General features: G+C 49.7%; 20 protein-coding genes, 2 tRNA genes and 2 rRNA genes. 16 read left to right on the top strand and 8 right to left on the bottom strand.

Annotated elements, in window-relative coordinates:
* The 7 genes from WHS43_01690 to dxs form a co-directional block, all read left to right on the top strand.
* The coding region (locus WHS43_01690; protein MEJ5338348.1) for a hypothetical protein at positions 1-237 on the top strand (237 nt) is incomplete at its 5' end.
* Positions 221-463, top strand: coding sequence for a hypothetical protein (locus tag WHS43_01685; protein ID MEJ5338347.1), 243 nt, complete (start codon positions 221-223; stop codon positions 461-463). The genes WHS43_01690 and WHS43_01685, both read left to right, overlap by 17 nt.
* Positions 448-759 (top strand): GYD domain-containing protein, encoded by a 312-nt coding sequence (locus tag WHS43_01680; GenBank protein MEJ5338346.1) that lies wholly within the window; start codon positions 448-450, stop codon positions 757-759. Before WHS43_01685 ends, WHS43_01680 begins: the two co-directional genes overlap by 16 nt.
* A gap of 23 nt (positions 760-782) precedes the next feature.
* A complete protein-coding gene (gene der, locus WHS43_01675) occupies positions 783-2078 on the top strand; it encodes a ribosome biogenesis GTPase Der (protein ID MEJ5338345.1) in 1296 nt (431 codons plus the stop codon).
* Positions 2079-2099: 21 nt separating this feature from the next.
* Positions 2100-5534 (top strand): reverse gyrase, encoded by a 3435-nt coding sequence (gene rgy, locus WHS43_01670; protein MEJ5338344.1) that lies wholly within the window; start codon positions 2100-2102, stop codon positions 5532-5534.
* Positions 5534-5929 carry a hypothetical protein gene (locus WHS43_01665; protein MEJ5338343.1) on the top strand — a complete coding sequence of 132 codons (396 nt, stop codon included), beginning with the start codon at positions 5534-5536 and terminating at the stop codon, positions 5927-5929. Before rgy ends, WHS43_01665 begins: the two co-directional genes overlap by 1 nt.
* Positions 5930-5971: 42 nt before the next feature.
* Positions 5972-7858 (top strand): 1-deoxy-D-xylulose-5-phosphate synthase, encoded by a 1887-nt coding sequence (gene dxs / locus WHS43_01660; protein MEJ5338342.1) that lies wholly within the window; start codon positions 5972-5974, stop codon positions 7856-7858.
* Here the strand turns inward: dxs and WHS43_01655 are convergent.
* The 5 genes from WHS43_01655 to WHS43_01635 all read right to left on the bottom strand — a co-directional run bounded on the left by WHS43_01655 (position 7851) and on the right by WHS43_01635 (position 13966).
* Complete coding sequence (locus WHS43_01655; GenBank protein MEJ5338341.1) at positions 7851-8591, bottom strand: anaerobic ribonucleoside-triphosphate reductase activating protein; 741 nt, start codon at positions 8589-8591, stop codon at positions 7851-7853. The two genes, dxs and WHS43_01655, sit on opposite strands and share 8 nt — an antisense overlap.
* Positions 8588-10549, bottom strand: coding sequence for a ribonucleoside triphosphate reductase (locus tag WHS43_01650; protein ID MEJ5338340.1), 1962 nt, complete (start codon positions 10547-10549; stop codon positions 8588-8590). The genes WHS43_01655 and WHS43_01650 overlap by 4 nt, the downstream gene beginning before the upstream one ends.
* 83 nt (positions 10550-10632) lie before the next feature.
* Complete coding sequence (locus WHS43_01645; GenBank protein MEJ5338339.1) at positions 10633-12513, bottom strand: 2Fe-2S iron-sulfur cluster-binding protein; 1881 nt, start codon at positions 12511-12513, stop codon at positions 10633-10635.
* The gene (locus WHS43_01640; GenBank protein MEJ5338338.1) at positions 12488-13381 is read right to left on the bottom strand and encodes a GGDEF domain-containing protein; all 894 of its coding nucleotides are present in this window, start codon (positions 13379-13381) and stop codon (positions 12488-12490) included. The genes WHS43_01645 and WHS43_01640 overlap by 26 nt, the downstream gene beginning before the upstream one ends.
* A gap of 9 nt (positions 13382-13390) precedes the next feature.
* The gene (locus WHS43_01635) at positions 13391-13966 is read right to left on the bottom strand and encodes a DeoR family transcriptional regulator (protein ID MEJ5338337.1); all 576 of its coding nucleotides are present in this window, start codon (positions 13964-13966) and stop codon (positions 13391-13393) included.
* A 20-nt stretch (positions 13967-13986) separates the two neighbouring features.
* Between WHS43_01635 and WHS43_01630 the strand changes: the two genes are divergently transcribed.
* Complete coding sequence (locus WHS43_01630) at positions 13987-14874, top strand: aspartate carbamoyltransferase catalytic subunit (protein MEJ5338336.1); 888 nt, start codon at positions 13987-13989, stop codon at positions 14872-14874.
* The gene (gene coaBC, locus WHS43_01625) at positions 14867-16033 is read left to right on the top strand and encodes a bifunctional phosphopantothenoylcysteine decarboxylase/phosphopantothenate--cysteine ligase CoaBC (protein MEJ5338335.1); all 1167 of its coding nucleotides are present in this window, start codon (positions 14867-14869) and stop codon (positions 16031-16033) included. The genes WHS43_01630 and coaBC overlap by 8 nt, the downstream gene beginning before the upstream one ends.
* On the opposite strand, the gene WHS43_01620 is transcribed toward coaBC, so the two are convergent.
* From WHS43_01620 to serA, 3 genes are read right to left on the bottom strand one after another with little or no spacing between them, the layout of a single operon-like run.
* Positions 16020-16562, bottom strand: a complete 543-nt coding sequence (locus tag WHS43_01620; GenBank protein MEJ5338334.1) for a Uma2 family endonuclease — start codon at positions 16560-16562, stop codon at positions 16020-16022. The genes coaBC and WHS43_01620 overlap by 14 nt on opposite strands.
* Positions 16562-17107, bottom strand: coding sequence for a Uma2 family endonuclease (locus WHS43_01615; GenBank protein ID MEJ5338333.1), 546 nt, complete (start codon positions 17105-17107; stop codon positions 16562-16564). Before WHS43_01615 ends, WHS43_01620 begins: the two co-directional genes overlap by 1 nt.
* A 13-nt stretch (positions 17108-17120) precedes the next feature.
* On the bottom strand, positions 17121-18713 hold the full coding sequence (serA, locus tag WHS43_01610; GenBank protein ID MEJ5338332.1) for a phosphoglycerate dehydrogenase: 1593 nt from the start codon (positions 18711-18713) through the stop codon (positions 17121-17123).
* Positions 18714-18752: 39 nt separating this feature from the next.
* Here serA and WHS43_01605 point away from each other — a divergent pair, with 39 nt between their 5' ends.
* From WHS43_01605 to WHS43_01575, 7 genes are all read left to right on the top strand, one after another.
* Positions 18753-19163: a hypothetical protein gene (locus tag WHS43_01605; protein MEJ5338331.1), complete on the top strand. Its 411-nt coding sequence runs from the start codon at positions 18753-18755 to the stop codon at positions 19161-19163.
* An 11-nt stretch (positions 19164-19174) separates the two neighbouring features.
* On the top strand, positions 19175-20224 hold the full coding sequence (gene mnmA, locus WHS43_01600; protein MEJ5338330.1) for a tRNA 2-thiouridine(34) synthase MnmA: 1050 nt from the start codon (positions 19175-19177) through the stop codon (positions 20222-20224).
* Positions 20221-20961: a 23S rRNA (guanosine(2251)-2'-O)-methyltransferase RlmB gene (gene rlmB, locus WHS43_01595; protein MEJ5338329.1), complete on the top strand. Its 741-nt coding sequence runs from the start codon at positions 20221-20223 to the stop codon at positions 20959-20961. Before mnmA ends, rlmB begins: the two co-directional genes overlap by 4 nt.
* A 279-nt stretch (positions 20962-21240) precedes the next feature.
* Positions 21241-22790, top strand: a 16S ribosomal RNA gene (locus WHS43_01590).
* 76 nt (positions 22791-22866) lie between these two features.
* Positions 22867-22940, top strand: a tRNA-Ile gene (locus WHS43_01585).
* Positions 22941-22959: 19 nt separating this feature from the next.
* Positions 22960-23031, top strand: a tRNA-Ala gene (locus WHS43_01580).
* A 41-nt stretch (positions 23032-23072) separates the two neighbouring features.
* A 23S ribosomal RNA gene (locus WHS43_01575) occupies positions 23073-26710 on the top strand.
* Together the 16S and 23S rRNA genes with 2 tRNA genes alongside form the textbook arrangement of a ribosomal RNA operon.
* Positions 26711-26736: the final 26 nt, after the last annotated feature.

Raw genomic sequence — 26736 nt, 5'->3', positions numbered from 1 at the left:
ATTCTATACATGATAGCCTTTGGGCTGACGAGGAAGGGTATGCCATACTATGAGACATACTGGGAGCTAAGAAGAAGGGGAAAGAAGCATAGGGAAGCGCTCATAGTGATAGCGCACAAGCTGGTGAGGATAATGTATCAGGTTTTGAAGGAAAAGAATCCTTGCAGGAAGTTTAGCAATTTCAGGTCAGAGGAATTGGTAGACTTTGAGGGACTGAGCTATGAGTTTGAGGACTGAGGGCGGAAGAGCGGGCTTCATGCCATTTGCCCCGTGTGCGGGCGTAAGGAGGCGTGCCCCCTTCCGCTCTATAGAGGTATTCCTGCGGGCGGATATTATAGATACCCCGTCTGCGGGTGAGCGGAGGATAGCCCTGGGAATACCTGTGAAAAACCCTAAAAAACTTGAAAATTTCTTAAAACTTGAAAATTTCTTTGCGGAGGAAATGTCATGGGTGTATACGTGATGCTAACTAAAATATCTCCCTACGCAGTCAAAAACCTTGAAAAACTCAAGGAGATTGAACAGCACGCTGAAAAGCTCATCGAAGAGAACTGTCCAAACGTAAAATGGCTTATGAACCTTGTCGTCTTTGGACCCTACGACTACCTTGACATATTTGAAGCTCCAAATGACGAAGAAGCTGCAAAGGTAGCCATGATTGTCAGGTCCTTTGGTCATGCAACCACTGAAACCTGGCCCGCAATAGAGTGGAAAGACTTCAAGGATATAATAGGCAAAATAAAGATAGATTACAGCTGAGTTTGATTTAAACTTTTCACCTTATGGCTGAGGTTCTTATAGTGGGAAGACCAAATGTGGGGAAGTCTACCCTCTTCAACAGACTCGTGAGAAGACGCAAAAGCATCGTTCATGATATGCCTGGAGTCACGAGAGATGTGGTGGAGGGTGTGGCACACTGGCAGGGCAAAAGCTTCACGGTGGCGGATACGGGTGGAGTTCTTGAAAGAGGTGATGAGATAACAGAGAGCATAAAAAGACAGATTCAGAGAGTTCTGGCTGAGGCAAAAGCCATAATCTTCGTGGTAGATGGCAGGGAGGGTCTCACGGCAGGAGACCAGTATATTGCCCAGCTGCTATATCCCTACAAGGAAAGGGTTTTCCTTGCAGTAAACAAGATTGACAACGGCAGGTTTGAGGAAAGAGTTTACGAATTTTACTCTCTCGGCTTTGAAAGAGTCTTTCCTCTGTCTGCTCAGCACGGAAGGGGTGTGGGTGAGCTACTGAACAACCTCGTGGAGCTCCTTCCGGAGGAAGGGGCAAGAGTTATGGAAGGCATACGCATAGCCCTTGTGGGAAGACCCAACGTGGGAAAATCATCGCTGCTCAATGCCATACTCAGAGAAGAAAGGGTTGTGGTATCACCAGTCCCGGGAACCACAAGGGACTCTATTGAAGTTCCCTTCTCCTTTGATGGAAAGGACTTTGTCCTTGTAGACACTGCCGGCATTAGAAGAAGGAGCAGGGTTGAGTATGGAGTTGAATTCTTTTCTGTGGGAAGGTCCATAAAGGCAATAGAACTTTCTGACATTTCCTGCCTGGTGCTTGACCTCTCTGAAGGCATAACAGACCAGGACAAGAAAATCGGAGGTCTTATAGAAAGAAGGCACAGGGGATGCGTGATTGTGGGCAACAAGGTGGACCTTGTGAAGGCAGGCAGGAGAGAAATAGAAGCCTACATAAGAAGGGAGCTTTACTTTCTTGACTTTGCACCTGTGGTGCTGACCTCTGCAGTCAAAGGTCAGGGCGTTCAGGAGCTTATGAGAGCCTGTGAGTCTGTATGGGAAGACTACAATGTCCAGCACAAAACCTCCTTTGTAAACAGGGCGGTGGAAAAGGTTCTCAGGGAAAAACACCCACCCTCTCAGAAGGGGAAAGAAGTAAAGGTTTATTACGCCTTTCAGGAAAGCACAAGACCACCCACGGTGGTGCTCTTTACAAATGACCCTGAGCTGTGGAGGAAGGACTATCTGAGATTCTTTGAAAGAAGGCTGAGGGAGCACCTCGGCATAAAGAACGCACCTCTAAGGCTTGTGCTTAAGGGAAGGGAAGAAGGTTAAACTGCTATAAAATAAAGGACTATGATAAAAAGCCTCTTTAAGAAGCTCTGCCCCAACTGCGGTGGAGACATAAGCTCAGAAAGACTTGAGCTCGGACTTCCCTGCGAGAGGTGCATGCCAGGAAGTGGAGACTACTGTAAGAGCCTTGTGAGAGAGGGGGAGCTTACAAGGCTGTGTAACGTGGAGGAGGAGCTAAGGTCTTGGGAGGAACACTTTGAAGGCTATCTGAAGTTAAAGCCCTGGAGCCTTCAGCTCAGCTGGGCAAAAAGGGTCTTTCTTGGAAACTCCTTTGGACTTCTCGCACCCACAGGAGTGGGCAAAACCTCCTTTGGTCTTTCCATGGCAAGTTATCTGGCGAAGAAGGGTAAAAGGTCTTACATAATACTTCCCACTCGCGTTCTTGTGGAGCAGGCGGTTCAGAAACTTATCAATTTTGGTCTTGAGGAAGAAAACATACTCTACTTTTCAGAGGAAAGCCAGAAGCAAAAGGACCTCAAAAAGGCAAGACTTCAGGAAGGAGACTTTAAGGTGCTTGTGAGCACCTCCATGTTTCTGTATAGAAATCAGGAAATAATACCCAAGGGCTTTCACTTTGTGTTTGTTGACGATGTGGACTCCTTTCTGAAAACTGCAAAAAACATAGACAAGCTTCTACTTCTTCTGGGTTTTTCAGAAGAAGACATAGACCTTGCCATGAGGCTCATAAGGTTAAAGGAAAGAAGGAACAAGGAAGAGGAGGACTGGGAAAGTATAAGGGAGCTCTCTCAGAGGGTCAGAGAAGCTTCTGAAAAAAGGAGGGGGGTTCTCGTGGTCTCCTCTGCCACCTCAAACCCTCGCTCAAGCAGGATAAAGCTCTTCAGGGAACTTCTTGGCTTTGAGGTGGGAACTCCCACCTTCTATCTCAGAAATGTGGTTGACCTGTATGAGGATATAAACTCAACACCCTTAGAAGACTGGATAAGACTTCTGGGAAAGGGTGGACTGCTTTTTGTTCCCTCAGACAGGAAAAAGGAGTTTGTGGAGGAGGTTGTTTCCTACCTTCAGGAGAGGGGCATAAGGGCGGTGTCCTATGAAAAGGTAGACGACGGTGTGCTCAGGGAATACGAAGAAGGTAAGGTTGACCTCCTTGTGGGCATAGCCTCTTACAGAAACCCACTTGCCAGAGGTATAGACCTTCCTCATGTGATAAGGTATGCCCTTTTTTACGGTGTTCCCAAGATAGTTATATCTCTGAAGTTTGAGCAAAACCTTTCCCACATTCTGTGGGCTCTAATGTCTATCAGAAGCCTCCTTGCTAAAAAAATACCCCATAAGCTCAGAGAAGTGGACCGCTGGCTTGAAAGCCTGAGAAGATATCAGTATCTCAGCGAAGATTTCCTCAGGGACAAGCCTGAGCTCCTAAAGAAGATAGACAGGCTGAGGGAAGAGGTAGGCAGTTTCCTCGCCTCAGAGGAGCTTCTTGAGCTCATGCAGGCCTCGGAGGAGATAACCTTAAGGAAGACAGAAGAGGGCTATCAGATGGTGGTCTCCGATGCCACGGGCTACCTTCAGGCGAGCGGAAGGACTTCTCGCATGTTTGCAGGGGGTATAAGCAGGGGCATAAGCTTGGTTCTTGTTGATGACCCAAGAGCCTTCAGACATCTGATAAAAAAGGTAAAGTGGTTCAACGAAGATATAGAGTTCAGGGTCTTCAGGAAGGAGGAGATTGGGGGGATTCGGGAGGAAGTGGACAGAGATAGGGAAAAAATAAAGAGGTTTCTTGCCGGTGAGGAAATGCCAGAGAGCAAAGAGCTTCTAAAGCCCGTGCTTGTAGTGGTGGAGTCTCCCAACAAGGCGAGGACAATAGCGGGTTTCTTTGGCAAGGCGGTCAGAAGAAGAGTGGGAGAGCACGAGCTTCTGGAAACCTCCACAGAGGACAGATATGTGATGATAACTGCAAGCCTGGGACATGTGCTTGACCTCAACAAGGAAGAAGGTTTTCATGGAGTTTACATGAACGGAAAGCCCACGCCGGTTTATGAGGTAATTGAGGGAAAGGAAAAGATAGTCCAGAGCCTGAGGCGAATGGCCATAGAAGCTCAGGAGGTTCTGATAGCCACAGACCCCGATACAGAGGGCGAGAAGATAGGCTGGGATGTGGGGGAAATATTGAGAGCATATAACCCCAACATAAAAAGGATGGAGTTCCACGAGGTTACAAAGAAGGCCATAATGAAAGCCCTCAGGGAGAGCAGAGATTTTAACCTCAATCTTGTGAAGGCACAGGTTCTCAGGAGGGTGGCGGACAGATGGGTGGGCTTTGAGTTTTCAAAGCTCCTTCAGAGTGCCTTTGGAAAGCAGTGGCTCTCTGCTGGAAGAGTTCAGACGCCTGTCCTCGGCTGGATAATAGAGAGGGAGAAAGAATACAGACAGAAGGTATACAGGGTTGTGGTCACCATTGATGAAAGGGGCAAGCTCAGGGTAGAATGGAGCTTTGAGAAAAAGGAGGCTGCGGAGGAGTTTTACTCCAGACTTTCACAAATAAGAGTTGAATTAAAGGAGCAGAGAGAAGAGCTCAGAAACCCTCCACCCCCCTTCAGCACAGACACCATGCTCAAGTCTGCCAGCGACGCATACAGATGGTCCCTTCCAAAGACCATGAGCCTGGCCCAGACGCTTTTTGAGCTTGGATACATCACCTACCACAGGACTGACTCCACAAGGGTATCTGACTACGGCATAGGTATAGCAAGGCAGTATATAGGGGAAGAGTTTGGAGAAGCTTATTTCCATCCAAGGGCATGGGGCGAGGGTGGAGCCCACGAGTGCATAAGACCAACGAGGAGCATAGACCCGGAGGAGCTCAGAACCCTGTTTCTGAGCGGTCAGACGGAAGGGCTGACCAGAGAACACCTTCAGCTTTACGAGCTTATCTTCAGACGGTTCATGGCAAGCCAGATGAAGCCCGTAAAACTCAGGGTATACAGGCTCGGTATTCAGACTTCTGGTGGAGAGTTAGAGCTTGAAGTGCCAGCTGAGGTGCTTGAGGATGGATGGAACAGACTGGTCACAATTGACCTTTACAGCCCTCTGATTGGGGTTTTAGATGTCTCTCGGAAGAAACAACTTCTTTCACAACCAAAGGCATACCTTTATACCCACGGAGAGCTCGTGCAGGAAATGAAAAAAAGAGGTATAGGAAGACCCTCCACCTACGCCAGCATAGTGGAAAAGCTATTAGAAAGAGGCTATGTAATAGAGAACAAGGGATTTCTAATTCCCACCAAACTGGGAAAGGAGGTATATGGCTATCTGCAGAGCAGGGAGGAGGTCCATGAGTTTCTGAGAGAGGAATTCACAAGCAGGCTTGAAGAGCTCATGGACAGGGTGGAGGAAGGTAAGGAGGATTATGTGGATATACTCAACAACCTCTACAGGAGTATAATAGAAGTGGATAAAAAGCTGGAGGTGGTCTGATGGTGTTGCATCCTCTTTTTTCCTACCCTACCATATTGCTTGCCCTTATTGTCTTTACTCTCTACATCCTCAGTCTGCTGAAAACAAGGAATATGATGAGGTATGCTCTTTACCTGAACGTGCTTCTCATAATCTTTGCCCTGCTATCGGTGTTGTTTGGTTTTGGTGTGTCTTCTGTTCCTCTGGTTCAGTCAAAGGTGCCCTTCATATGGGGCTTCCCCCACAAGTGGAACGGTGTATTTGTGTTTGTTTTCTCAGTGCTTACCTTTGTGGTATTCTGGTTCAAAGGCGAGACTGCAGGTAAAAAGCTTATAATTCTCCCGGCTGTGGGGCTTTTGCTGACCCTTTTCCAGTTCTTCACAGGTTGGATGCTGAGGCTCGTCTTTTTCTCCTAAAGAGCCTTGAAAGGTAAAAAACAGGGCATAGCTTTATAAGGCATGCTGGAAAAGTATGAACTCCTGAAGGAATACGGCGGTCCTCTGGACCTGAAAGGATATGACTATAGAGAGCTTGAACGTCTTGCGGAAGAGGTAAGGGATTATCTGATAGAAGTGACCGCCAGGAACGGTGGACATGTGGCGCCGGGATTGGGTGCCGTAGAGCTGACCATTGCTCTTCTGAGAGTCTTTGAAGCTCCAAAGGACACCATAGTCTGGGACATAGGTCATCAGGCTTACCCATGGAAGATACTTACCGACAGAAAGGAGCTTTTCCCAACCCTCAGACAGTATGGTGGCATATCAGGCTTTCTCAGAAGAGAGGAGAGCCCCTTTGACGCCTTCGGTGCAGGCCACAGTTCAACTTCCATCTCCGCAGCCCTTGGTTTCAGAAAAGCCTTTGACCTCCTTGGAGAAGGAGACCGCTATGTAGTAGCAGTAATCGGCGACGGTGCCATGACCGCAGGCATGGCTTTTGAGGCACTCAACAATGCAGGGCATTTAAGACCCAACAGGTTCATCGTAATACTCAACGACAACGAGATGTCCATATCACCCAACGTGGGAGCCATATCCACATACCTGAGCAAGATACTCAGCGGGCACTTCGTTCAGGAGACCAGGCAGAAGGTAAAGCATCTGCTGGAGCATCTGGGAAGCCCTGCCCTGAGAGTGATGAAGCTTACAGAGGAGTTTCTCAAGGGGCTTCTCTCCCCAGGAGTTATATTTGAAGAGCTTGGCTTTAACTACATAGGTCCCGTTAACGGGCACGACCTCCCCGCCCTTGAAAGAACCCTTGAGAACGTAAGGCACATAGAGGGTCCTGTCCTCTTACACGTATACACAAAAAAGGGCAAGGGCTACAAGCCTGCGGAGAGCGACCCAGTCACTTGGCATGGCGTGGCACCCTACAAAAGGGAGTCTGGAGAGTTTATAAAAAAGCCATCACCGCCAACCTGGACTTCCGTCTTTGGAAAGGCTATAGTAGAGCTGGCAGAGCACGACCCAGATGTGGTGGTTATAACCCCTGCCATGAAGGAGGGCTCTGGCCTTGTGGAGTTCAGCAGGAGGTTTCCTGAGAGGTTTTTTGATGTGGGCATTGCGGAGCAGCATGCCTGCACCTTCGCTGGTGGGCTTGCAGCGGGCGGTCTAAAGCCCGTAGCCTGTTATTACTCTACTTTTCTCCAGAGGGCTTACGACCAGCTCATACACGACGTGGCGCTTCAGAACCTGCATGTGGTTTTTGCCATAGACAGGGGTGGTCTTGTGGGAGATGATGGTCCCACGCACCACGGAGTCTTTGACCTCTCATATCTGAGGTGCATACCCAACATGGTGGTCTCTGCACCAAAGGATGAACAGGAGCTCAGAGACCTTCTCTACACAGCCCTTCACCACAACGGACCCTTCGCCATAAGATATCCGAGGGGACCTGCCTACGGCGTGCCCACAGAGGGCTTCAGGCTCATAAAGGTAGGAAGCTGGGAAGTGCTCAAAGAAGGCACAGATGGTGTAATCCTTGCAGTGGGCTACACGGTCTATCAGGCTCTAAAGGCTTCTGAAGAGCTTCTGAAGGAAGGTCTTGACCTTTCTGTAGTGAATGCGAGGTTTGTAAAGCCGATGGATGAGGAACTTCTTGAGGAGCTTTCTGCAAGGTATGAGATCTTTGTGACAGTGGAGGACAATACGGTTATAGGTGGCTTTGGTTCTGGGGTATTAGAATGGCTGGCAAAAAGAGGCTATAGCAAGAAGGTCCTCACGCTCGGAATCCCGGACAGGTTCATAGAACATGGAAACCAGAACCTGCTGAGAAACCTGGTGGGTATAGATGCTGAGGGCATAAGGGAAAGGGTGCTTGAATTTATAAAAGGCAGAGTAATCATCTGAAGGAGCATTCCTGGAAATAGGCCCTGATACCTTCTATAATACCTGAAAACTCCTCATCTGAGTAAGTGGTCTTTTGGGAGAAAGAGGGGTCAAGGGTCTTGCCAGGTATGAACCTCTGCAGATAATACCTTTTTGAGCCTCTCAGAAGCTCTGCTATTTTCAGTATGTCTTCACCGTTGAGCTGTTCTTTGACAACGGTGGTTCTGAACTCATAATCCACCCCAGAGGCCTTTATTAGCTCTATGCTTTCCAGTATTCTGTCCACATCAACCTCAACACCGCAGACCTCTTGGTATTTGTAGGGCGGGGCTTTCACATCCATGGCTACATAATCCACAAGCCCTCTTTCCAGAAGTCTTTTCAGGACATGGGGCTGGCTTCCGTTTGTATCCAGCTTTATGGCATATCCCATATCCTTAACCCTTTCAGCAAACTCCTCTAGACCCCTCTGAATCGTAGGCTCACCGCCGGTTATAACTACCCCCTCTAAAAGACCCCTCCTCTCCTTAAGGAAAGAAAACACCTCCTCTGACGGAATGACGGGAACGAATTTCTCTGGCAGGACGAGCTCCACATTGTAACAGTATCCACACCTGAAGTTACAGCCCTGCGTGAAGACTATGCAGGCAGGTCTGCCGGGAAAGTCTATAAGGGTAAACCTCTGAAAGCCACCAACCCTGAAAAGACACAGGGGATACTCAGAACTCACAGATACGCCAGCCAAATCTTTCATCCTATAAGCTCTCTCCTGAAGGTTTTTCTCATCCTGAACTCCTCTCTTTTGCCCTCGTTCCACTGATGAACTGGTCTCAGGTAGCCCACAACCCTTGAATACACCTCTGTCTTTGAGCCGCAGTATGGACAGGCTTCATGTTCTCCAGAGATATAGCCATGATTCGGACAGACGCTGAAGGTGGGTGTTATGGTAAAGTAGGGAATCCTGTATTTTTCACATACCTTCTTTACAAATCTCTTGAGTGCTTCCACATCTTCTATCCTCTCTCCAACGAAGAAATGTATAACCGTTCCGCCCGTGTACCTTATCTGAAGCTCCTCCTGATGCTCAAGCACAAGGAATGGGTCGTCGGTGTAGTCAACGGGCAGCTGGGTGGAGTTTGTGTAGAAGGGCTCTGCACCCTTTCTGTAGTTATCCTCATTTGCCACAAGTATATCAGGGAAGAGTTTTTTATCAAGCCTGGCAAGCCTATAAGCGGTGGATTCGGCTGGTGTTGCCTCGAAGTTGTAGTTGTTACCAGTCCTTTTTTGAAACTCAAGGAGCTTCTCCCTCATGAAATCAAGAACTCTTATGGCAAAGTTCCTCCCCTCAGGCTCTGCTATGGAAACACCAAGGAGGTTAAGACACGCCTCGTTCATACCCACAAGACCTATGGTAGAAAAATGATTCTTCCAATATTGCCCGAATCTGGATTTTATTTCTCTGAGATAAAACTTTGAGTAGGGATATAGTCCCCTATCTGTAAGTTCCTCTAAAACCTCTCTCTTTATCTCAAGGCTTTCCATGGCAAGCTCCATAAGCTCAGAAAGCCTCTGGAAAAACTCCTCCTCCGATTTTGACAGGTAACCAATCCTGGGCATATTTACGGTGACCACACCTATGGAACCTGTGAGAGGGTTTGCCCCAAAGAAGCTGCCACCCTTCCTCTCAAGTTTGCTCAGGTCTAGCCTGAGCCTGCAGCACATACTCCTCACATCCTCGGGCCTCATCTCAGAGTTAACAAAGTTGGCAAAATAAGGAATACCATACTTTGCGCTCATCTTCCATAAGCCTTCATATACGGGATTTTCCCAGTCAAAGTCCTTTGTTATGCTGTAGGTGGGTATGGGGAATGTAAAGACCCTTCCCTTGGCATCCCCCTCCAGCATCACCTCAAAAAAGGCTCTGTTCAGCATATCCACCTCTTCCTGAAACTCACCATATACCGCATCCTTCAGCTCCCCGCCTACGAGAGCAGCCTGCTCCCTGTATATGGGGGATACTTTCAGGTCAAAAGTTAGGTTTGTAAAAGGCGCCTGAAAGCCAGTTCTTGTGGGAACGTTCAGGTTGTAAACAAACTCCTGAATTGCCTGTTTTACCTGTTCGTAGCTGAGTCTATCATACCTTATAAAAGGGGCGAGGAGGGTATCAAAGTTGGAAAAGGCCTGAGCCCCTGCAGATTCACCTTGAAGCGTGTAGAGAAAGTTCACAATTTGACCGAGGGCGGAGGTGAAGTGCCTCGGAGGTCTGCTCTCAATCTTCCCGGGAACTCCTCTGAAGCCATTGAGCAGAAGGTCCCAGAGGTCCCACCCTACACAGTAAACGCTGAGAACCTGAAGGTCATGGATGTGAAAATCACCTCTCAGGTGTGCATCCCTTATTTTTTTCGGATAAACCTTCTCAAGCCAATAGGTCCTGCTCACATAAGAGGTTATGTAAAAGTTCAGCCCTTGAAGAGAATAGGTCATGTTGCTGTTTTCCCTTACCTCCCAGTCTTCAAGGTTTATGTATCTTTCCACAAGGTTTATGCTGTCCCTTTCAACCACCCATCTCTCATAAGCCTCAAGAAGATTCCTTTCCTGCAGGAATGTGATTAGAGCTTCCCTTGAGTTCTCCATACCCTTCTCATATAAAAAGGTCTCAAAGTCCTGTTTGATACCAAGGTATTCCACAAACTCTTCCAGAGCACCCACCATTGGTCTTAATATATGCCTCTAAAAGAGAATTAAATAAAGCACAAGTGCAAAAGCCACGCAAAGGGCGCAGGCTATAAGAAATCTTATGAGCTTCCCAATCTGAGCACCTCCATAACCGCAGTGTTTTTCTCATACAGTCTTGTAAGGTTTTCGCTCCTTCTCGTTATCCAGTTGCTTCTGTAGAGGTGGACCTCTCTGCGAATCTGCTGAGGCCCTCCCTTGAGGACCACAGGCTCCTTCTCTGCCTCTGGTATGTAATCAAGGAGGTTTCTGAGAAATTCCGTGTGGTTGAAGGCTTTCTGTAAAAACCTCCGGGTTTTTACTTCACCCATTAGGGTTTCAACAGTTCCCTCAAGCTCACCGATCATAGCCATGGGAATCCTTATCTGTGCATACTGGGCAATCCCATCCTCAAAGGGTGAGAAGACCACAAGATGCTCAAGACCATCAAAGACCTTTTCAAGCTCTTCTATCCTTATATAATCCGTCAGGTCTTCACCGAAGATTATGAGGTTTTTCGCCTTCTGGAGAGCACTGGAAGGGCTTGAAAGCCAGTCAAGGGGTATATGTTTTATAAGTCCAAGAAAGTTGCTGTCGTGCAAAAGCAAGAGCTTAAAGCCCTTTTCCCCACAGATTTTTTTCAGATATGTTCCCCATTCTGCTGCTTCATATGGTTGCATGCCCACGGCGTTAAACACCATAACACCTCTGCCTTCAAGCTTTTCAAGGTGGTCTTTTTCAATAAGAACGGGGTTAAACTTTGAGTCTCTCTGCACCTTGCCTATCTTGTAGACTTTCCCCCTTGTGTAATAGGAAAGAACGGGTGCAGTTGAGGTTATATCTTCGCCTATGAAGACATAAAAGTCTGCATCTTTGATTTCCTCCATGCTTACGGGTTTGTACTCTCCGTAGTTCTCAAGGAAAGGCATCAGGTCAAAGGAGAGTGTGGAGCTTACCATAATGCCTGTCCTTTTTACCAGCTCCCTTAATAGGCTGTAGTCTTCCTCTGTCATGTAGGAGGAAAGGAGGATCAGAGTTTCTTCTGGCTTCCCCTTCATTATCATAGAGAGGAAATTGGCTACGTTACCACTGGTCTCCTCCCTGCCAAACATACTTGGAGACCTGAGCCTTTCGTGATTGAGCACATCATAGCCAAAGAAGGCTTTTGCACATATGTTTAACTCGTCGGTGGGCTTTGTCCTGTAAACCTTCTCCTTTGACCTCCAGTCACCCGTGCCATACTCTACCTGAATTTCACATCCCACAGGGCATATGTTACAGATGGTCTTATCTCTTTTCAAAAGCCAGCTCCTCGTCCAGTACTTGAAGGGCTTGGATATTATGGCACCTACAGGACAGACATAAACGCACAGACCGCACATTTCACACATGGAAGTATCCATGGGTCTCAGGGTTGGAGCTATGTTTGCCTGAAACCCCCTCTCTTCCACATAGAGGGCATGGGCGCCGTTCACATCATCACAGGCTCTAGTGCACCTGTAGCACACTACACACCTGTTGGAATAATACTCTAAAAAGTCGCTCTCCCAGTCCAGCTGATGTCTCTCCTTTTCAAGGGCAGAAACGGGCACTACCTGCTTCTGCGGACCGAAGAGGGCTCCGTAGTTCTGAAGGTCACACTCTCCAGCCTTGTCGCATATGGGGCAATCAAGGGGATGTCTGGTCATAAAGGCCTGAAGAAGATACTTCTGGTTTTCCTTCACCACTGGGTGCTGGATGGATATGGACATACCTTCTTCTGGGTATACGTTGCATGATGTCATGAGCCTTCCCGTCTTTTCGTTGTAGACAACGCACATTCTACAGGCGCCGATAATCTTAAGGCGTGGATGGTAGCAGAAGTAAGGAAGGTTTATACCAAGGTCAAGCAAGTTCTGAAGAAGAGGTTTGCTTCTGTCCACCTCATACTCTATGCCGTCAACGTATATCTTTGCTCTGCTCATACTCTACTCCTCCTTCAACATGAATTAGGTAAATATCATCCTTTGACTTGGCTACCCCAATTTTGCCCTTTCCAGACCTTTTAGCCTTATACATGGCTTCATCTGCCCTCTTTATTACGTCTTTAAAGCTACTATCCTCTCTGAGGGACTGGGTCAGCCCTATACTTACTGAAATAGGAAAAATAAGCTGTATCTGTTCCACACACCTGAGCAGTCTCATAGCCGCATGTTCGCTTGCATCAAGGCTCGTGTTGGGTAGAATAACGAGAAACTCATCCCCACCATACCTGCAAGCAACATCTGATGACCTTACCATTACCCTAAGACATGCAGATATCTTTTCTATGGCTCTATCTCCCATAATATGCCCATACCTATCGTTTATCTCCTTGAGATTGTCAATGTCTATAAACATAAGTCCAAAGGGTTGCCCGTACCTGGTCCAGAGGGTAAAGCTCTTTTCAAGGAAGCTTTCCGCAAACTTCCTGTTATACAGACCGGATACAGAATCTATAATGCTTGACCTGAGTATGTCCACATTGGTTATGTTTATAACACTCTCCCAGTATATGCCGCCCATGGGCACCTTTCCATAGCTTCTTATATAGTTTTCATAGTCTATGCTTATTATGTCTGTGTCTACAACCTTGTCGTATACAGGACATTTAATGCCCTTCTGATAGCAGGGCTCTTCAAAACCGTATAAAACCTTGTAACACTTTTTACCTATAACTTCACCAAACATCTTCTTTGCAGTAGAATTTAAGGCTATTAGATTATAGGATGAATCAATTATAACTGATGGTATAAAATTTTTTAATTCTTGCTCTTTAAGTTCCTGAATTTCTTCGTTTTTTAAATTTTTCATACCATAACCTCATAGATTTATTTTAACTACAGAACCCCTTTTCATCAGATGTGCAATGCCCTCAACTGCACCCTCAAAATCCATCACCATGCCCCCAAAGCCTCTGGCAAACTTCTCAGCGTCCTCCTTATTTGCAAAGGCTATTGCGGATGGAGAACAGCATGGCATGGCAGAAGAGCCAACCACATACCATGCGGAAAAACAGCTGAGGGGTCTGCAATTTATAAAGTCCCATGTCATACAGGATTCAATATCTTCCTCCCTTATGTTCTTGTAAAGCAATAATCCACAATGAGCACAGCAGGCTCTTATAATCCTCCCTCTTTTGAGCCTGTAAGTGAATTCAAGCCTCTTCTCTATGGGTTTTGTGCAGTAGGCACAGGAGGGCATAGCCTCTTCTATTGCTTCTCCAGCCTCTTCTCTCAGAAGCAGCTCCCCATGTTTTCTTACAATCCTCCCCTCCTTCTCAAGCTCCCTCACATCCCTGTATATGGTCATCAGCGATACCCCAAAGTGTTGAGCGAGGGCTTTGACGCTTCTATAGCCCTGGGGTATGAGCTCTATTATCTGCTCCTTTCTGTCCATGTTAAAATTATATTCCCGAAATGTCAAAGCACCTAATCTCTGTGAGAGACCTCAGTAGAGAGGATATTCACAAACTTAAATTCCTCTCTGAAAGATTTAGCAGGGGTGAGAGAGAAAGTCTTGAGGGTGATGTAGCTCTTCTTTTTCTTGAAAGTTCTACAAGGACGCGTTTTTCCTTTGAGAAGGCCTGTAGACTTCTCGGGCTCAGAACTTACTATGCAGGCAGAGGGGAAAGTTCAATAGAAAAGGGGGAGAGCTTTCGCGATACTGTCAGAAGTCTTCATGCTCTTGGCTTCAAGACTATTGTCTTCAGAATCCCTTATGTTCTCTTCCCCTATGAAGATTATATGAAAGAGAGCATAAGCCTTATAAACGCCGGAGACGGAACCCATCAACATCCCACCCAGGGGCTCATTGACCTTTTTACAGCCCAGGAAGTCCTCGGGTCTTTGGAGGGCAGGAGGGTGGTGTATGTGGGGGACATACTTCACAGCCGGGTCTTTCGTTCTGGGTCCTATCTTCTTAACCTTTATGGGGCGGAGATTGGGGTTTGCGGTCCGAGAACTCTTATACCCTCAGACCTTTCACCCTTCGGTGTGAAGCGTGTATTTGATAGCGTTGATGAAGCAATTGAATGGGCTGACCTGTGCATCTGGCTCCGCCTTCAGGAAGAGAGATTCAGGGAAAACTTTATAGCAAGCAAGGAGAGCTACTTTTTACAGTTTGGGCTCACCAGAGAAAGATACAAAAAGCTTAAGGGCTACTTTATGCATCCTGGGCCGGTGAACCTCTACGTGGATATTGACAGTGAGTTGCTTTATTCGGACAAGTCCCTTATTATGAGGCAGGTTGAAAAGGGGCTTTATGTGAGGATGGCAGTCCTTTACTGGGCTCTCAGGGATGGCTAAGATACTTCTGGGAGTAAGCTCAAGCATAGCCATATACAGAGCCTGTGAGTTGGTGAGGGAGCTGGTAAAGTCTGGACATCAGGTCAGGGTTGTCATGTCTCCCTTCTCTGAAAGGTTCATAAGCAGGCTCACCTTTCAGGCTCTTTCTGGAAACAGAGCCTATGTGGATTGGGAGGACGACCCCCTTCTTCATATAAACCTCCCCAGGTGGTCGGACCTGTTTCTTGTGGCACCCTGCAGTATAAATACCCTTTCAAAGATAGCATTGGGCATAGGGGACAATCTTCTTACCACCTGTGCCCTCTCTCACAAGGGCACTCTGATGCTCGCCCCTGCGGGGAATGTGGAGATGTATAAGAATCCTGCAGTGCAGGAAAACATCAAAAGGCTTAAAGACAGAGGCGTCATCATAATTGAACCGGAGGAGGGAAAGCTCCTGTGTGAGGAGGAAGGACAGGGAAGGCTTGCCTCTCTGGAAAGGCTCTTAGACTGGGTTGAGTATGCCTTGAGACCCAAACTCCTTGAAGGTAAGAGGGTTCTCATAACCGCAGGGTCCACAAGGGAGTTTATAGATTCTGTGAGGTTTATATCCAACCTCTCAAGTGGTCTTATGGGCTTCTCTCTTGCGAGGGTTTTCAGGTGGTATGGGGCTCAGGTTAAGGTGGTGGCAGGCTTTACCACCGCAGAGGAGCCTCCAGAGGTGGAGGTCATAAGGGTTGTCTCTGCGCAGGATATGTTTGAGAGGGTAATGCACCTCAAAGACTGGGCTGATATAGTGGTCATGAATGCGGCGGTAGCGGACTACAGACCGTCTGAAGTTTATGGAGGAAAGCTAAAAAAGCGTGAAAGGTTTACCCTTGAGCTGGTGAAAAACCCCGATATACTTGCTGAGCTGGGAAGGTCAGAGGGGGATAAGTTTCTGGTAGGCTTTGCGCTGGAAGAGAGGGAAAGACTAGAGGGAAACGCTCTGAAAAAACTTCAAGAAAAGAACCTTGACCTGATTGTGGCAAACCCACTGGAAAGTATGGGTTCAGAAACTTACGAGGGAAGGCTATTCTTTAGAGATGGAAGGAGACTTGATATAAAAGCTGGAAGAAAGCTCGAAGCCAGTGAGTTGATAGTGAAAGAGCTGATAAAGACCCTCCTTAAAGCCCCTTAAAGACTTCCTCCACCTCCAGCTCAAAGCCCTTGAGAGCCTTTGACCTTACTTTGCCCTTTTCTACGGCGGATGAGAAAAGCTCATAACCTTCTGGACTCAATGTGTATACGATTATGGCTTTCTCAAGGGGAAAGACTATCCAGTATTCCTGAACTCCGTTCCTTTCGTATATCTTCATCTTGTCAGTAAGGTCTCTGATAAGGGTAGAAGGGGAGACAACCTCCACCAAAAGGTCAGGTGCACCCTGTATGTTTTTCCCTATCCTGCCAGCGTCTGAGACAAAGACTATGTCCGGCTGCAGAACATTACCTTCATCCAACACCACATCAATCGGGGAGAAAACAACTTTACCCAGCCTACTCTCCTCTGAGTAAAGCCTCATGGGGATAAAGATTCTCGCCACTACCTCCTGATGCACAAAGCTTGGTGCGGGCATCTCATAAACCTCCCCATCAATGAGCTCTACTCTGGACTCTTCGGGATAGAGTTTGAAGAACTCCTCTGTGGTAAGTTTTGTCTTGACTTCCATCACAGACCCCCAAAAACCTCCTCCACCTCCAGCTCAAAGCCCTGCAGGACTCTTGACTTTACTTTGCCCTTCTCCGTGGCGTAGGAAAAGAGCTCATAACCCTTCTCTGTAAGCTCATAGACCATTATGGTCTTTTCTAAAGGAAACACAAGCCAGTATTCCCTTACACCATGCCTTTCATACAGCTTCATCTTGTCGGTTATGTCCCTCTTAAAAGTTGACGGAGAGACCACCTCCACCACAAGGTCTGGAGCCCCGTGTATCTTTTCCTTTACCTTGGATTGGTCAGATACATACACTATGTCAGGCTGAAGGACGGTATCCTCTGAAAATATCACATCTACGGGTGCGGTGAGAACAACACCTGACGACTTGCTGTCTGCATATATCCTCATAGGAAGGAGTATTCTTATAAGAACATCCTGATGTTTTGCACTTGGTGCGGGCATCTCATAAACCTCCCCGTCAATTAGCTCTATACGTGTCTCTTCCGGGTAGAGCCTGAAAAACTCATCCGCAGTCAGCCTCGTCCTTGTTTCCTCCATGAAACTAAATCTATTACACGATAACCTGCTTGGCAAAGAGAACCTGTGGTATTTTTCTGAGCTCCTGCATTACCTCCTCTGGCACCTGGTCGTCAAGGTTGAGAATTCCAAGGGCTATACCTCCTTTCCTTTCCCTTCCCAGTCTGAAACCTGCTATGTTCACGCCTGCATTACCCAGTATGCTGCCTATTTTCCCAATAACTCCCGGGACATCTCTGTTTTCAAAAACCAGCATTATACCCTCTGGTTCCACATCCACCCTGTATTGGTCAATCTGAAATATTCTTGGTATGTGCCCCTCCAGCACAGACCCGGCCACAACCCTCTCCGTGCTGTCGCCTCTCGCCACCACTTTGATGTAATGTTTGTAGTCTTCGCTCTCTTCTGAGGTAAGCTCTTCTACCTTTATTCCCCTGTCTCTTGCCACATAACTGGCGTTTATTATGTTTACAGGAAAGTCCACTGTTTCTTTTAAGATTCCCATGAGCACCGCCGACGCTATAGGATGAAAGTGAGGTGCTATATCACCCCTCACCTCTATATGAACCTCCCTTATACCTTCCTCCGACCACTGCACCAGGAATCTGCCCATTCTCTCCGCAAGGTCAAGGTGGGGTTTAATGAGGGTAAGGACAGAGAGGTCTGGGAAGGGTGCGTTCACCACATACTCTACCGTCTGTCCTCTCAGCGCCTTGATTACCTGCTGTGCAACGATTACCGCCACGTTTTCCTGAGACTCATAGGTGTTCGCTCCAATATGAGGCGACAGAGAAACATTTGGAAACTTTGATATATTGTCTACAAACTCCTTCGGAGGTGGTTCCACGGAAAAGACATCCAGTCCGACGCCCGCCAGCTTCCCGCTCTCCAGAGCCCATATGAGGTCTTCGTCCTTCACTATTCCACCCCTTGCACAGTTTATGAGGACTGCTCCATCCTTCATAATTTCAAACTCTCTTCTCGTAATCATATGCTTTGTCTCATGGGTCAGGGGTGCATGAATGGTAAGGATGTCTATCTGTTTTAGCATGTGGTGAAGATTGTCAAAGAGCTTTACCCCAAGCCTGTCTGCCTTTTCCCTCGGTATGTATGGGTCATAGGCGTATACGGTCATACCAAAGGCTTTTGCCCTTATGGCAACCTGAGAGCCTATGTTTCCTAGGCCAATTATTCCAAGGGTTTTTCCATAAAGCTCTGTTCCCATAAACTTCTTCCTGTCCCAGCGACCCTCCACCATACTCTTGTGGGCTATGTGGGCATTTCTCACCACGTTGAGCATGTGGCAGAGTGTAAGCTCTGTAGCCCCTATGGTGTTTGCTCCAGGCGTGTTTATGACAAGTATACCCCTCATAGAGGCGGATTCTATATCCACGTTGTCCACACCCACTCCGGCTCTACCTATAACCTTGAGATTCTCTCCTCTTTCTATCAGCTCCCTTGTAACCGGAGTCCTGCTTCTCGTTATAATGCAGTGGTAACCCCCCACCACCTCAAGCAGTTCTTCGTAGGATATATCTGGCTCGTTATCCACCTCAAAGTCAGGCTCACGCCTGAGAAGCTCAATACCCTTTTCAGATATGGGGTCGGTAATAAGGATTCTGTGCATATTAGACCTCCAGCAGAAGCGGTATTATATTAGAATAACATGAAAGTTGACCTGACGGCTTTTTTAAGAAAGGACAGCTCCAGTGGCTGGTCCCAAGAGGATTTCAAGAAACACATCAAAGAGAGCCTTGTGGAACTTATAAGGCTTGAGCTTGAGAATATCCCAAGGCAAGAGTGGGATAAAACCCTCAGAACATGGTCAAAGATATGCTCCTTTGCGGATAGCCTGGGCAAAAAAGAAGAGAAGGAAAGACAGGAGCTCTACAGGAAGTTTCAGTTTGACAGTATGATGGTTTACATCACGGAAGGTGTCATAGAGAAGCTGGAAATTGCTCGCTCCATTGGATTGTTGAAAAAGGGTGAAAGGCCAGAAAAGCTCATATCTCTGGGGCTTGAGTTTGCGGAAGAATCTGAGGAGACAAGGTTTATGAAAGCCTTTTTCAGAGCCTAAATTTATCCCTTATGAGAATTGCAGTTGGTATGAGTGGAGGTGTGGACAGTAGCGTCTGTGCCCTGCTCATGAAGGAGGCTGGTCACGAGGTAATTGGTATAACTCTTCGTTTCCATCAGGAGGTTTGCAGTGCTGGCGACCTCAGGGTCTGTTGCTCGCCTCAGGACGTGAGAGATGCGGCGAAGGTTTCCGAACACCTTGGCATTCCCCATCTTACCCTTAGCTGGGAAAAAATTTTTGAGGAGCGGGTAGTAAATTACTTTCTGGGGGAAACTCTTATGGGGAAAACCCCAAATCCATGTGCAATATGCAACAGGGAAGTAAAAACTGGCTTACTGGCAGAATATCTCAAAAAGGTTGTAGAGATTGACAGGCTTGCTACAGGACACTACGCAAGGTTTGTAGAATACAAGGGTAGAAGGCTCATAGCCCGCGGTAAAGACCAGAAGAGAGACCAGTCCTATTTTCTGAGCCTTGTAAAAAGAGAACATCTTGAGCTTCTTGAGTTTCCACTGGGAGAGCTAACCAAAGATGAGGTTAGACAGATAGCAAAAGATAGAAACCTTCCCGTCTGGAATAAGAAGGACTCGCAGGACGTGTGCTTTCTTATGGGAAAAGAACCTGGGGAGTTTGTAGAAGAAAGGGTTGGCTCTAAGGAAGGATACTTCTACTTTGAGGGCGAAGTTGTGGGCAGGCACAGAGGCTTTTTCCACTATACGGTAGGGCAGAGGAAGGGTCTGGGTGTGGCTCTGGGCTTCCCTGTGTATGTGTGCGGCGTGGATGCAGAAAAGAATGCGGTTTATCTGTGCAGAGAAAAGGAGCTCTATAGGGACTGGCTTTTGCTGGAGGGCGTAAACTTTCATCTTGAGCCTGAACTCTGGGAAAAGCCCCTGGCACAGATAAGATACAGGAACAGACCAGTGCCTGTGGAAAACATGGAAAAAACACCGGATGGCTATAGGGTAAAATTTGCAGAGCCAGTAAAAGGCATAACCCCCGGTCAGGTCTGCGCCTTCTATGAGGGGGATGTGCTTCTGGGTGGTGGCATAATAAAGGAATGATAGTCTACGGTAAAAACCCCGTTATTGAAGCCCTCAGGTCGGGCAGGGATGTGGAAAAGGTGCTCTTTGCCCACGACTCGCACCCTCCCCATCAGGTTGTCAAACTTTGCAAGGAGAGGGGCATAAAACTCCAGAAAGCACCGAGGCAGAAAATAGAAGAACTCGCCGGAACAAAAAAGACACAGGGAATTCTCGCCATACTGAGCCCAGTTGAGTATGTTGAAGCTCACAAACTTTTCAGGGAGACCGTAAAAAGAGGTTCCTTCTTTCTCACCCTTGACCATATCACAGACCCTCAGAACGTGGGAAACCTCTTAAGGACCTGCGAGGTTTTTGGTGGAGTTGGAGCGCTTATGCCAAAGGACAGAGCGTGTCCCATAAACGAGACCGTAGTCAAGGCATCTGCAGGCGCCGTTTTTTATCTCATGCTGGCAAGGGTGGGTAGCCTCGCAAGAGCTCTGAAAGACTTTAAGGAAATGGGTGGCTGGGTTGCGGCGGTGGAGAGGGGAGGCAGAGATATTAGAGATGTAGACCTTCCCACAGGATGCACTCTCGTGCTCGGTTCTGAGGGCGAAGGGATCTCAAGGAGCGTGCTCGAGCTGGCGGATATGGTGGTATCAATTCCCATGCAAGGCAGGATAAACTCACTCAATGTCTCATCTGCTGGAGCCATCGCCATGTGGGAGGTTTTTAGAAAAATACTTGACAAAGTTCCCGCTGGTGGATATAATAGATAAAGGTATAAAGGAAATCGGGACTCCGAGGTCCCGCGGTAAGGCTTGACAGAGTTTTACAAGGGAAATACATTATTACACTGTAGGTTGCGGTTGAGGGGATAAATCCCCTTGTCATCTTGAGAGCTGAATGTGTGTTTGGGTTATATAAGTCGGCTTAAAGGACTTGACAAAACCCGAAACATGGTATATAATAAAAAGTCCTGTTGAAAAATAGGGACCTATAGGTCCCTTGACATCTTGGCAACTGAATAAGGAGGAAGGACCCTAAAACTCGGGGTTTTCCTGAAGAGTTTGATCCTGGCTCAGCGCGAACGCTGGCGGCGTGCCTAACACATGCAAGTCGTGCGGGGTGGCTCTGCCACCCAGCGGCAAACGGGTGAGTAACACGTGAGTAACCTGCCCTCAGGAAGGGGATAACCCGGGGAAACTCGGGCTAATACCCTATAATGTCTGGAGTCACTGAGGCTCCAGACCAAAGGTGGCCTCTGCTCTGCATGCTACCGCCTGAGGAGGGGCTCGCGGCCCATCAGGTAGTTGGTGGGGTAACGGCCTACCAAGCCTATGACGGGTAGCCGGCCTGAGAGGGTGTCCGGCCACAGTGGGACTGAGACACGGCCCACACCCCTACGGGGGGCAGCAGTGGGGAATCGTGGGCAATGGGCGAAAGCCTGACCCCGCGACGCCGCGTGGAGGAAGAAGCCCTTCGGGGTGTAAACTCCTGTCAGGGGGGAAGATGCTCACAGGGGTGAATAATCTCTGTGGGTGACGGTACCCCCAGAGGAAGGGACGGCTAACTACGTGCCAGCAGCCGCGGTAATACGTAGGTCCCGAGCGTTGCGCGAATTCACTGGGCGTAAAGCGTCCGCAGCCGGATGGGTAAGCGGTTCGTCAAAGCCCACCGCTCAACGGTGGAAAGGCGTACCGAACTGCTCATCTTGAGGCACGCTCAGGCAGGCGGAATTCCCGGTGTAGCGGTGAAATGCGTAGATATCGGGAGGAACACCGAAGGCGAAGGCAGCCTGCTGGGGCTGTTCTGACGGTCAGGGACGAAAGCTGGGGGAGCAAACCGGATTAGATACCCGGGTAGTCCCAGCCGTAAACCATGGGCGCTAGACGTCGTCCGCAAGGGCGGTGTCTCAGCTAACGCGTTAAGCGCCCCGCCTGGGGAGTACGGGCGCAAGCCTGAAACTCAAAGGAATTGGCGGGGGCCCGCACAACCGGTGGAGCGTCTGGTTCAATTCGATGCTAACCGAAAAACCTTACCCGGGTTTGACATGATGGGAAACCCTTGCGAAAGCGAGGGGTGCCGTCCTCTGGACGGAATCCCATCACAGGTGGTGCATGGCCGTCGTCAGCTCGTGTCGTGAGATGTTGGGTTAAGTCCCGCAACGAGCGCAACCCCTGCCCTTAGTTGCCACTCTGCGGAGGGCACTCTAAGGGGACTGCCGGCGATAAGCCGGAGGAAGGCGGGGATGACGTCAGGTCAGTATGCCCTTTATGCCCGGGGCAACACAGGCGCTACAGTGGCCGGGACAATGGGAAGCAACCCAGAAATGGGAAGCAAATCCTCAAACCCGGTCATGGTGCAGATTGAGGGCTGAAACTCGCCCTCATAAAGCCGGAATCGGTAGTAATGGCGGATCAGCTAGGCCGCCGTGAATACGTTCTCGGGCCTTGCACACACCGCCCGTCACGCCACGGAAGTCAGTCTTCCCGGAAGCCCTCGGGCTAACCCGTAAGGGAGGTAGAGGACGATGGGAAGGCTGGCAACTGGGGCGAAGTCGTAACAAGGTAGCCGTAGGGGAACCTGCGGCTGGATCACCTCCTTTATAACGGAGATAGTTTTCAGGCTGTAAAGCCAATCAAACTCAGGGTCCTTCCTCCTTATTGAGCTGCCAGTCCTCTGGGCCTCTAGCTCAGTCGGTTAGAGCGTGCCCCTGATAAGGGCAAGGTCGGTGGTTCAAGTCCACCGAGGCCCATTATCTGGGGCAGGTCCAAGGGGATGTAGCTCAGCGGGAGAGCGCCTGCTTTGCAAGCAGGAGGTCGTGGGTTCAAATCCCACCATCTCCATGTCATCTTGGCAACTGAATAGGTTTTCCTTCCTTGTGGGTGTGCAAGTTAGTAAGGGTCCGGGGTGGATGCCTCGGCTGCCCGAGGGGATGAAGGGCGTGCTAAGCTGCGATAAGCCGGGTGGAGGCGCAAAGAGCCTTTGAGGCCCGGATGCCCGAATGGGGAAACCCGGCAGGGCGTTGAGCCCTGTCATCCGCGTAAGCGGAGCCAAAACGGGACGAAGTAAAACCTTCTAGTAGTCCCAGGAAAGGAAATCAACCGAGACTCCCCAAGTAGCGGCGAGCGAACGGGGACCAGCCCAAACCGTGCGGGTGCCATGGTGGCAGCCTTAGCTCGCACGGGGTAGCGGGACATGCACGGAGAGAACTGCCATTCTCTCAGGGAGTTACAAAACTGACACTTAGCCGAAGTGAGCTGGAATGCTCCGCCACAGAGGGTGAAAGCCCCGTAGGCAAAAGGTGTCAGTCTCCTGGGTGCGTGTTCCCAAGTACCACGGCCCCCGTGGAAGGTCGTGGGAATCTGGGGGGACCTCCCTCCAAGGCTAAGCACTACGGGCAGACCGATAGCGTATAGTACCGCGAGGGAAAGGTGAAAAGAACCCCGGAAGGGGAGTGAAATAGAACCTGAAACCCCGGATCCACAAGCCAGTGGAAGGGTCGTTTTGGCCCGACTGCGTGCCTTTTGCAGAATGAGCCAGGGAGTTGTCCTCAGCGGCGAGGTTAAGCCGTCAGGCGAAGCCGGAGCGAAAGCGAGTCCGAACAGGGCGTTAAGTCGCTGGGGGCAGGCGCGAAGCGGAACGATCTACCCATGTCCAGGGTGAAGGACGGGTAACGCCGTCTGGAGGCCCGAACGGGTCGGTGCTGCAAAACCGTCCGATGAGGTGTGGGTAGCGGTGAAAAGCCAATCGCGTTCCGTGATAGCTCGTTCTCCCCGAAATAGGTCGACGCCTAGCGTCATACGGTCCTTCCCGGAGGTAGAGCCACTGGTTGGGCTAGGGCCTCGAAAGGGGTACCGAACCCTGCCAAACTCCGAATGCCGGGAAAGGTAGTATGGCAGTCAGTCCCCGGGGGATAAGCTCCGGTGGACAAGAGGGAAACAGCCCAGACCGCCAGCTAAGGTCCCAAAATCCAGGCTAAGTGGGGAAGGATGTGCGGCTGCTAAGACAGCTGGGAGGTTGGCTTAGAGGCAGCCATCCTTTAAACAGTGCGTAACAGCTGACCGGCCGAGCGGCCGTGCGCCGAAAATTTAGCGGGGCTCAAGCCTGGTACCGAAGCTGCGGGCTCGCATATGCGAGCGGTAGGGGAGCGTTCCCTGTGGGCTGAAGTCTCGCCGTAAGGTGGGATGGACTGCAGGGAAGTGAGAATCCTGGCATGAGTAGCAGCGAAGACAGGTGAAAAACCTGTCCGCCGGAAGCCCCAGGTTTTGGCGGCAATGTAAATCATCCGCCAGTTAGCCGGGACCCTAAGGTGAGGCCGAAAGGCGTAGCCGATGGGAAGCAGGTCAACATTCCTGCGCCAGCGGTGTGGAGCCAGAGTCGTGACGCAGGAGGCTAGCAGAAGCCACCTATGGAATGGTGGTCCAAGGTAGTAGGAGGGGGTGGCAGGCAAATCCGTCACCCCATACTCCGAGAGCTGATGGGGTAACTTCTGCGACGCCACACTGCCGAGAAACAACGGCGCTGGCGCTGAAGCATCGCTGCCCGTACCGGAAACCGACACAGGTGGGCTGGGTTAGCAGCCTAAGGCGTCGGGGGAACTCTCCTCAAGGAACTCGGCAAATTGCCCCCGTACCCTCGGTAGAAGGGGGGCCCATGGGAGTGAAGTCCCTGCGGCGTAAGCTCCTGTGGGTCGCAGAGACCGGGTGGTGCCGACTGTTTATCAAAAACACAGGACTACGCAAACCCGTAAGGGGATGTATGTGGTCTGAAACCTGGCCAGTGCCCGTAGGTTAAGGGGAGGAGTGCAAGCTCCAAACCGAAGCCCGGGTAAACGCCGGCCGTAACTATGACGGTCCTAAGGTAGCGAAATTCCTTGTCGGGTAAGTAGGACTTGCCCGTGTCCGGCTCATATCGGGGGAGCCCTCCTGCCCAGAAAGGGCGTGGGGTAATCCCGAGGGAAGCCCATGGCTCGAGAGAGTTATGGAGCCCCGTAACGACTGACCCGAAAGGGAAGGCACGCTACAGATGCGTGCAACACGCCGGCTCTCACCCGATGCCACAGGCATCGCAGAAAGGGCTATGGAGGTCAGCATGCTTAACCCCTGGTATATAACAGGGCTTGTGGAAGGTGAAGGTTGCTTCTCAGTGAGCTTTAACCTGAGAGATAGGCTTAAGGTAAGGATAGAAACCCGTCCCTCCTTCTCCTTGTCTCTCAACAGGAGAGACCTCAACCTGCTCAAGCAGGTTCATGCTTACTTTGGAGTAGGTGGAATAAGGTTCTCTAAGAGTGATGATACCTACAAATACGAAGTGAGGGACATAAAAGCTCTTAGCGAGCGGATAATACCTCACTTTGAAGCCTATCCTCTACAGGGAGCAAAGAAAGAAGACTTTGAAAAGTTCAAAAGCATATGTAGAATGGTCAGAGCAAACCTTCACCTTTCCAGAAAGCACCTGCCAGAGATAATAGAGCTTGCCTACAGCATAAATCCATCTGGCAGGAGAAAGTATACAAAAGAAGACCTCCTAAGGCTCTTGGTGGGATGAAGGTATAGTCTACCCCCCATGGAAACATGGGTAAGGGTGAAGTTCCGACCTGCATGAATGGTCCAACGAGTGCCACGCTGTCTCGAGGAGAGTCCCGGCGAAATTGTAATGCCGGTCAAGATGCCGGCTACCCGCGGCAGGACGGAAAGACCCCGTGAAGCTTCACTGTAGTCTGGCATTGAGCCTTGGCTTGCCCTGCGCAGGATAGGTGGGAGCCTGTGAAGTCCCTCCTCCGGGAGGGATGGAGGCGCCGGTGAGATACCACCCTGGGCAGGCTGAGGCCCTAACCGAGCGGTGTCATCCACCGCCGGGACCGTGCCAGATGGGCAGTTTAGCTGGGGCGGCTGCCTCCCAAAAGGTAACGGAGGCGTCCAAAGGTACCCTCAGGCGGGTCGGAAATCCGCCGTAGAGTACAAGGGCAGAAGGGTGCCTGACTGTGAGGCAGACATGCCGAGCAGAGGCGAAAGCCGGGCCTAGTGACCCACTGGTTCTTCGGGGAAGGGCCAGTGATCAGCGGATAAAAGCTACTCCGGGGATAACAGGCTAATCTCCCCCGAGAGCCCACATCGACGGGGAGGTTTGGTACCTCGATGTCGGCTCCCCCCATCCTGGGGCTGAAGCAGGTCCCAAGGGTTGGGCTGTTCGCCCATTAAAGGGGGACGCGAGCTGGGTTCAGAACGTCGCGAGACAGTTCGGTCCCTATCCGCCGCGGGCGCAGGAGTCTTGAGTGGGTCCGTCCCTAGTACGAGAGGACCGGGACGGGGCAGGCTCTGGTGTGCCGGTTATCTCTCCAGAGGTAGCGCCGGGTAGCCATCCTGCTACGGGATAAGCGCTGAAAGCATCTAAGCGCGAAGCCCACCACAAGATAAGGACTCCCTGAAGGGCCCTGGAAGACTACCAGGTTGATAGGCAGCAGGTGGAAGCTCCGCAAGGGGTGTAGCCAAGCTGTACTAATAGCCCGTTCGGCTTGCACACCCACAGGAAGGAAAACCTATTGAGTT

This window comes from Aquificaceae bacterium, from assembly GCA_037481935.1.
GTDB lineage: Bacteria > Aquificota > Aquificia > Aquificales > Aquificaceae > Pampinifervens.
Note: the sequence above shows the minus strand (reverse complement) of the source record. Positions and strands in the feature narration are given on the sequence as shown.

Bases quoted from the DNA above. Each gene is read 5' to 3' on its own strand.
- WHS43_01685 (MEJ5338347.1), top strand. From the start codon at position 221: ATGAGTTTGAGGACTGAGGGCGGAAGAGCGGGCTTCATGCCATTTGCC.
- WHS43_01680 (MEJ5338346.1), top strand. From the start codon at position 448: ATGGGTGTATACGTGATGCTAACTAAAATATCTCCCTACGCAGTCAAA.
- der (MEJ5338345.1), top strand. From the start codon at position 783: ATGGCTGAGGTTCTTATAGTGGGAAGACCAAATGTGGGGAAGTCTACC.
- rgy (MEJ5338344.1), top strand. From the start codon at position 2,100: ATGATAAAAAGCCTCTTTAAGAAGCTCTGCCCCAACTGCGGTGGAGAC.
- WHS43_01665 (MEJ5338343.1), top strand. From the start codon at position 5,534: ATGGTGTTGCATCCTCTTTTTTCCTACCCTACCATATTGCTTGCCCTT.
- dxs (MEJ5338342.1), top strand. From the start codon at position 5,972: ATGCTGGAAAAGTATGAACTCCTGAAGGAATACGGCGGTCCTCTGGAC.
- WHS43_01655 (MEJ5338341.1), bottom strand. From the start codon at position 8,591: ATGAAAGATTTGGCTGGCGTATCTGTGAGTTCTGAGTATCCCCTGTGT.
- WHS43_01650 (MEJ5338340.1), bottom strand. From the start codon at position 10,549: ATGGTGGGTGCTCTGGAAGAGTTTGTGGAATACCTTGGTATCAAACAG.
- WHS43_01645 (MEJ5338339.1), bottom strand. From the start codon at position 12,513: ATGAGCAGAGCAAAGATATACGTTGACGGCATAGAGTATGAGGTGGAC.
- WHS43_01640 (MEJ5338338.1), bottom strand. From the start codon at position 13,381: ATGAAAAATTTAAAAAACGAAGAAATTCAGGAACTTAAAGAGCAAGAA.
- WHS43_01635 (MEJ5338337.1), bottom strand. From the start codon at position 13,966: ATGGACAGAAAGGAGCAGATAATAGAGCTCATACCCCAGGGCTATAGA.
- WHS43_01630 (MEJ5338336.1), top strand. From the start codon at position 13,987: ATGTCAAAGCACCTAATCTCTGTGAGAGACCTCAGTAGAGAGGATATT.
- coaBC (MEJ5338335.1), top strand. From the start codon at position 14,867: ATGGCTAAGATACTTCTGGGAGTAAGCTCAAGCATAGCCATATACAGA.
- WHS43_01620 (MEJ5338334.1), bottom strand. From the start codon at position 16,562: ATGGAAGTCAAGACAAAACTTACCACAGAGGAGTTCTTCAAACTCTAT.
- WHS43_01615 (MEJ5338333.1), bottom strand. From the start codon at position 17,107: ATGGAGGAAACAAGGACGAGGCTGACTGCGGATGAGTTTTTCAGGCTC.
- serA (MEJ5338332.1), bottom strand. From the start codon at position 18,713: ATGCACAGAATCCTTATTACCGACCCCATATCTGAAAAGGGTATTGAG.
- WHS43_01605 (MEJ5338331.1), top strand. From the start codon at position 18,753: ATGAAAGTTGACCTGACGGCTTTTTTAAGAAAGGACAGCTCCAGTGGC.
- mnmA (MEJ5338330.1), top strand. From the start codon at position 19,175: ATGAGAATTGCAGTTGGTATGAGTGGAGGTGTGGACAGTAGCGTCTGT.
- rlmB (MEJ5338329.1), top strand. From the start codon at position 20,221: ATGATAGTCTACGGTAAAAACCCCGTTATTGAAGCCCTCAGGTCGGGC.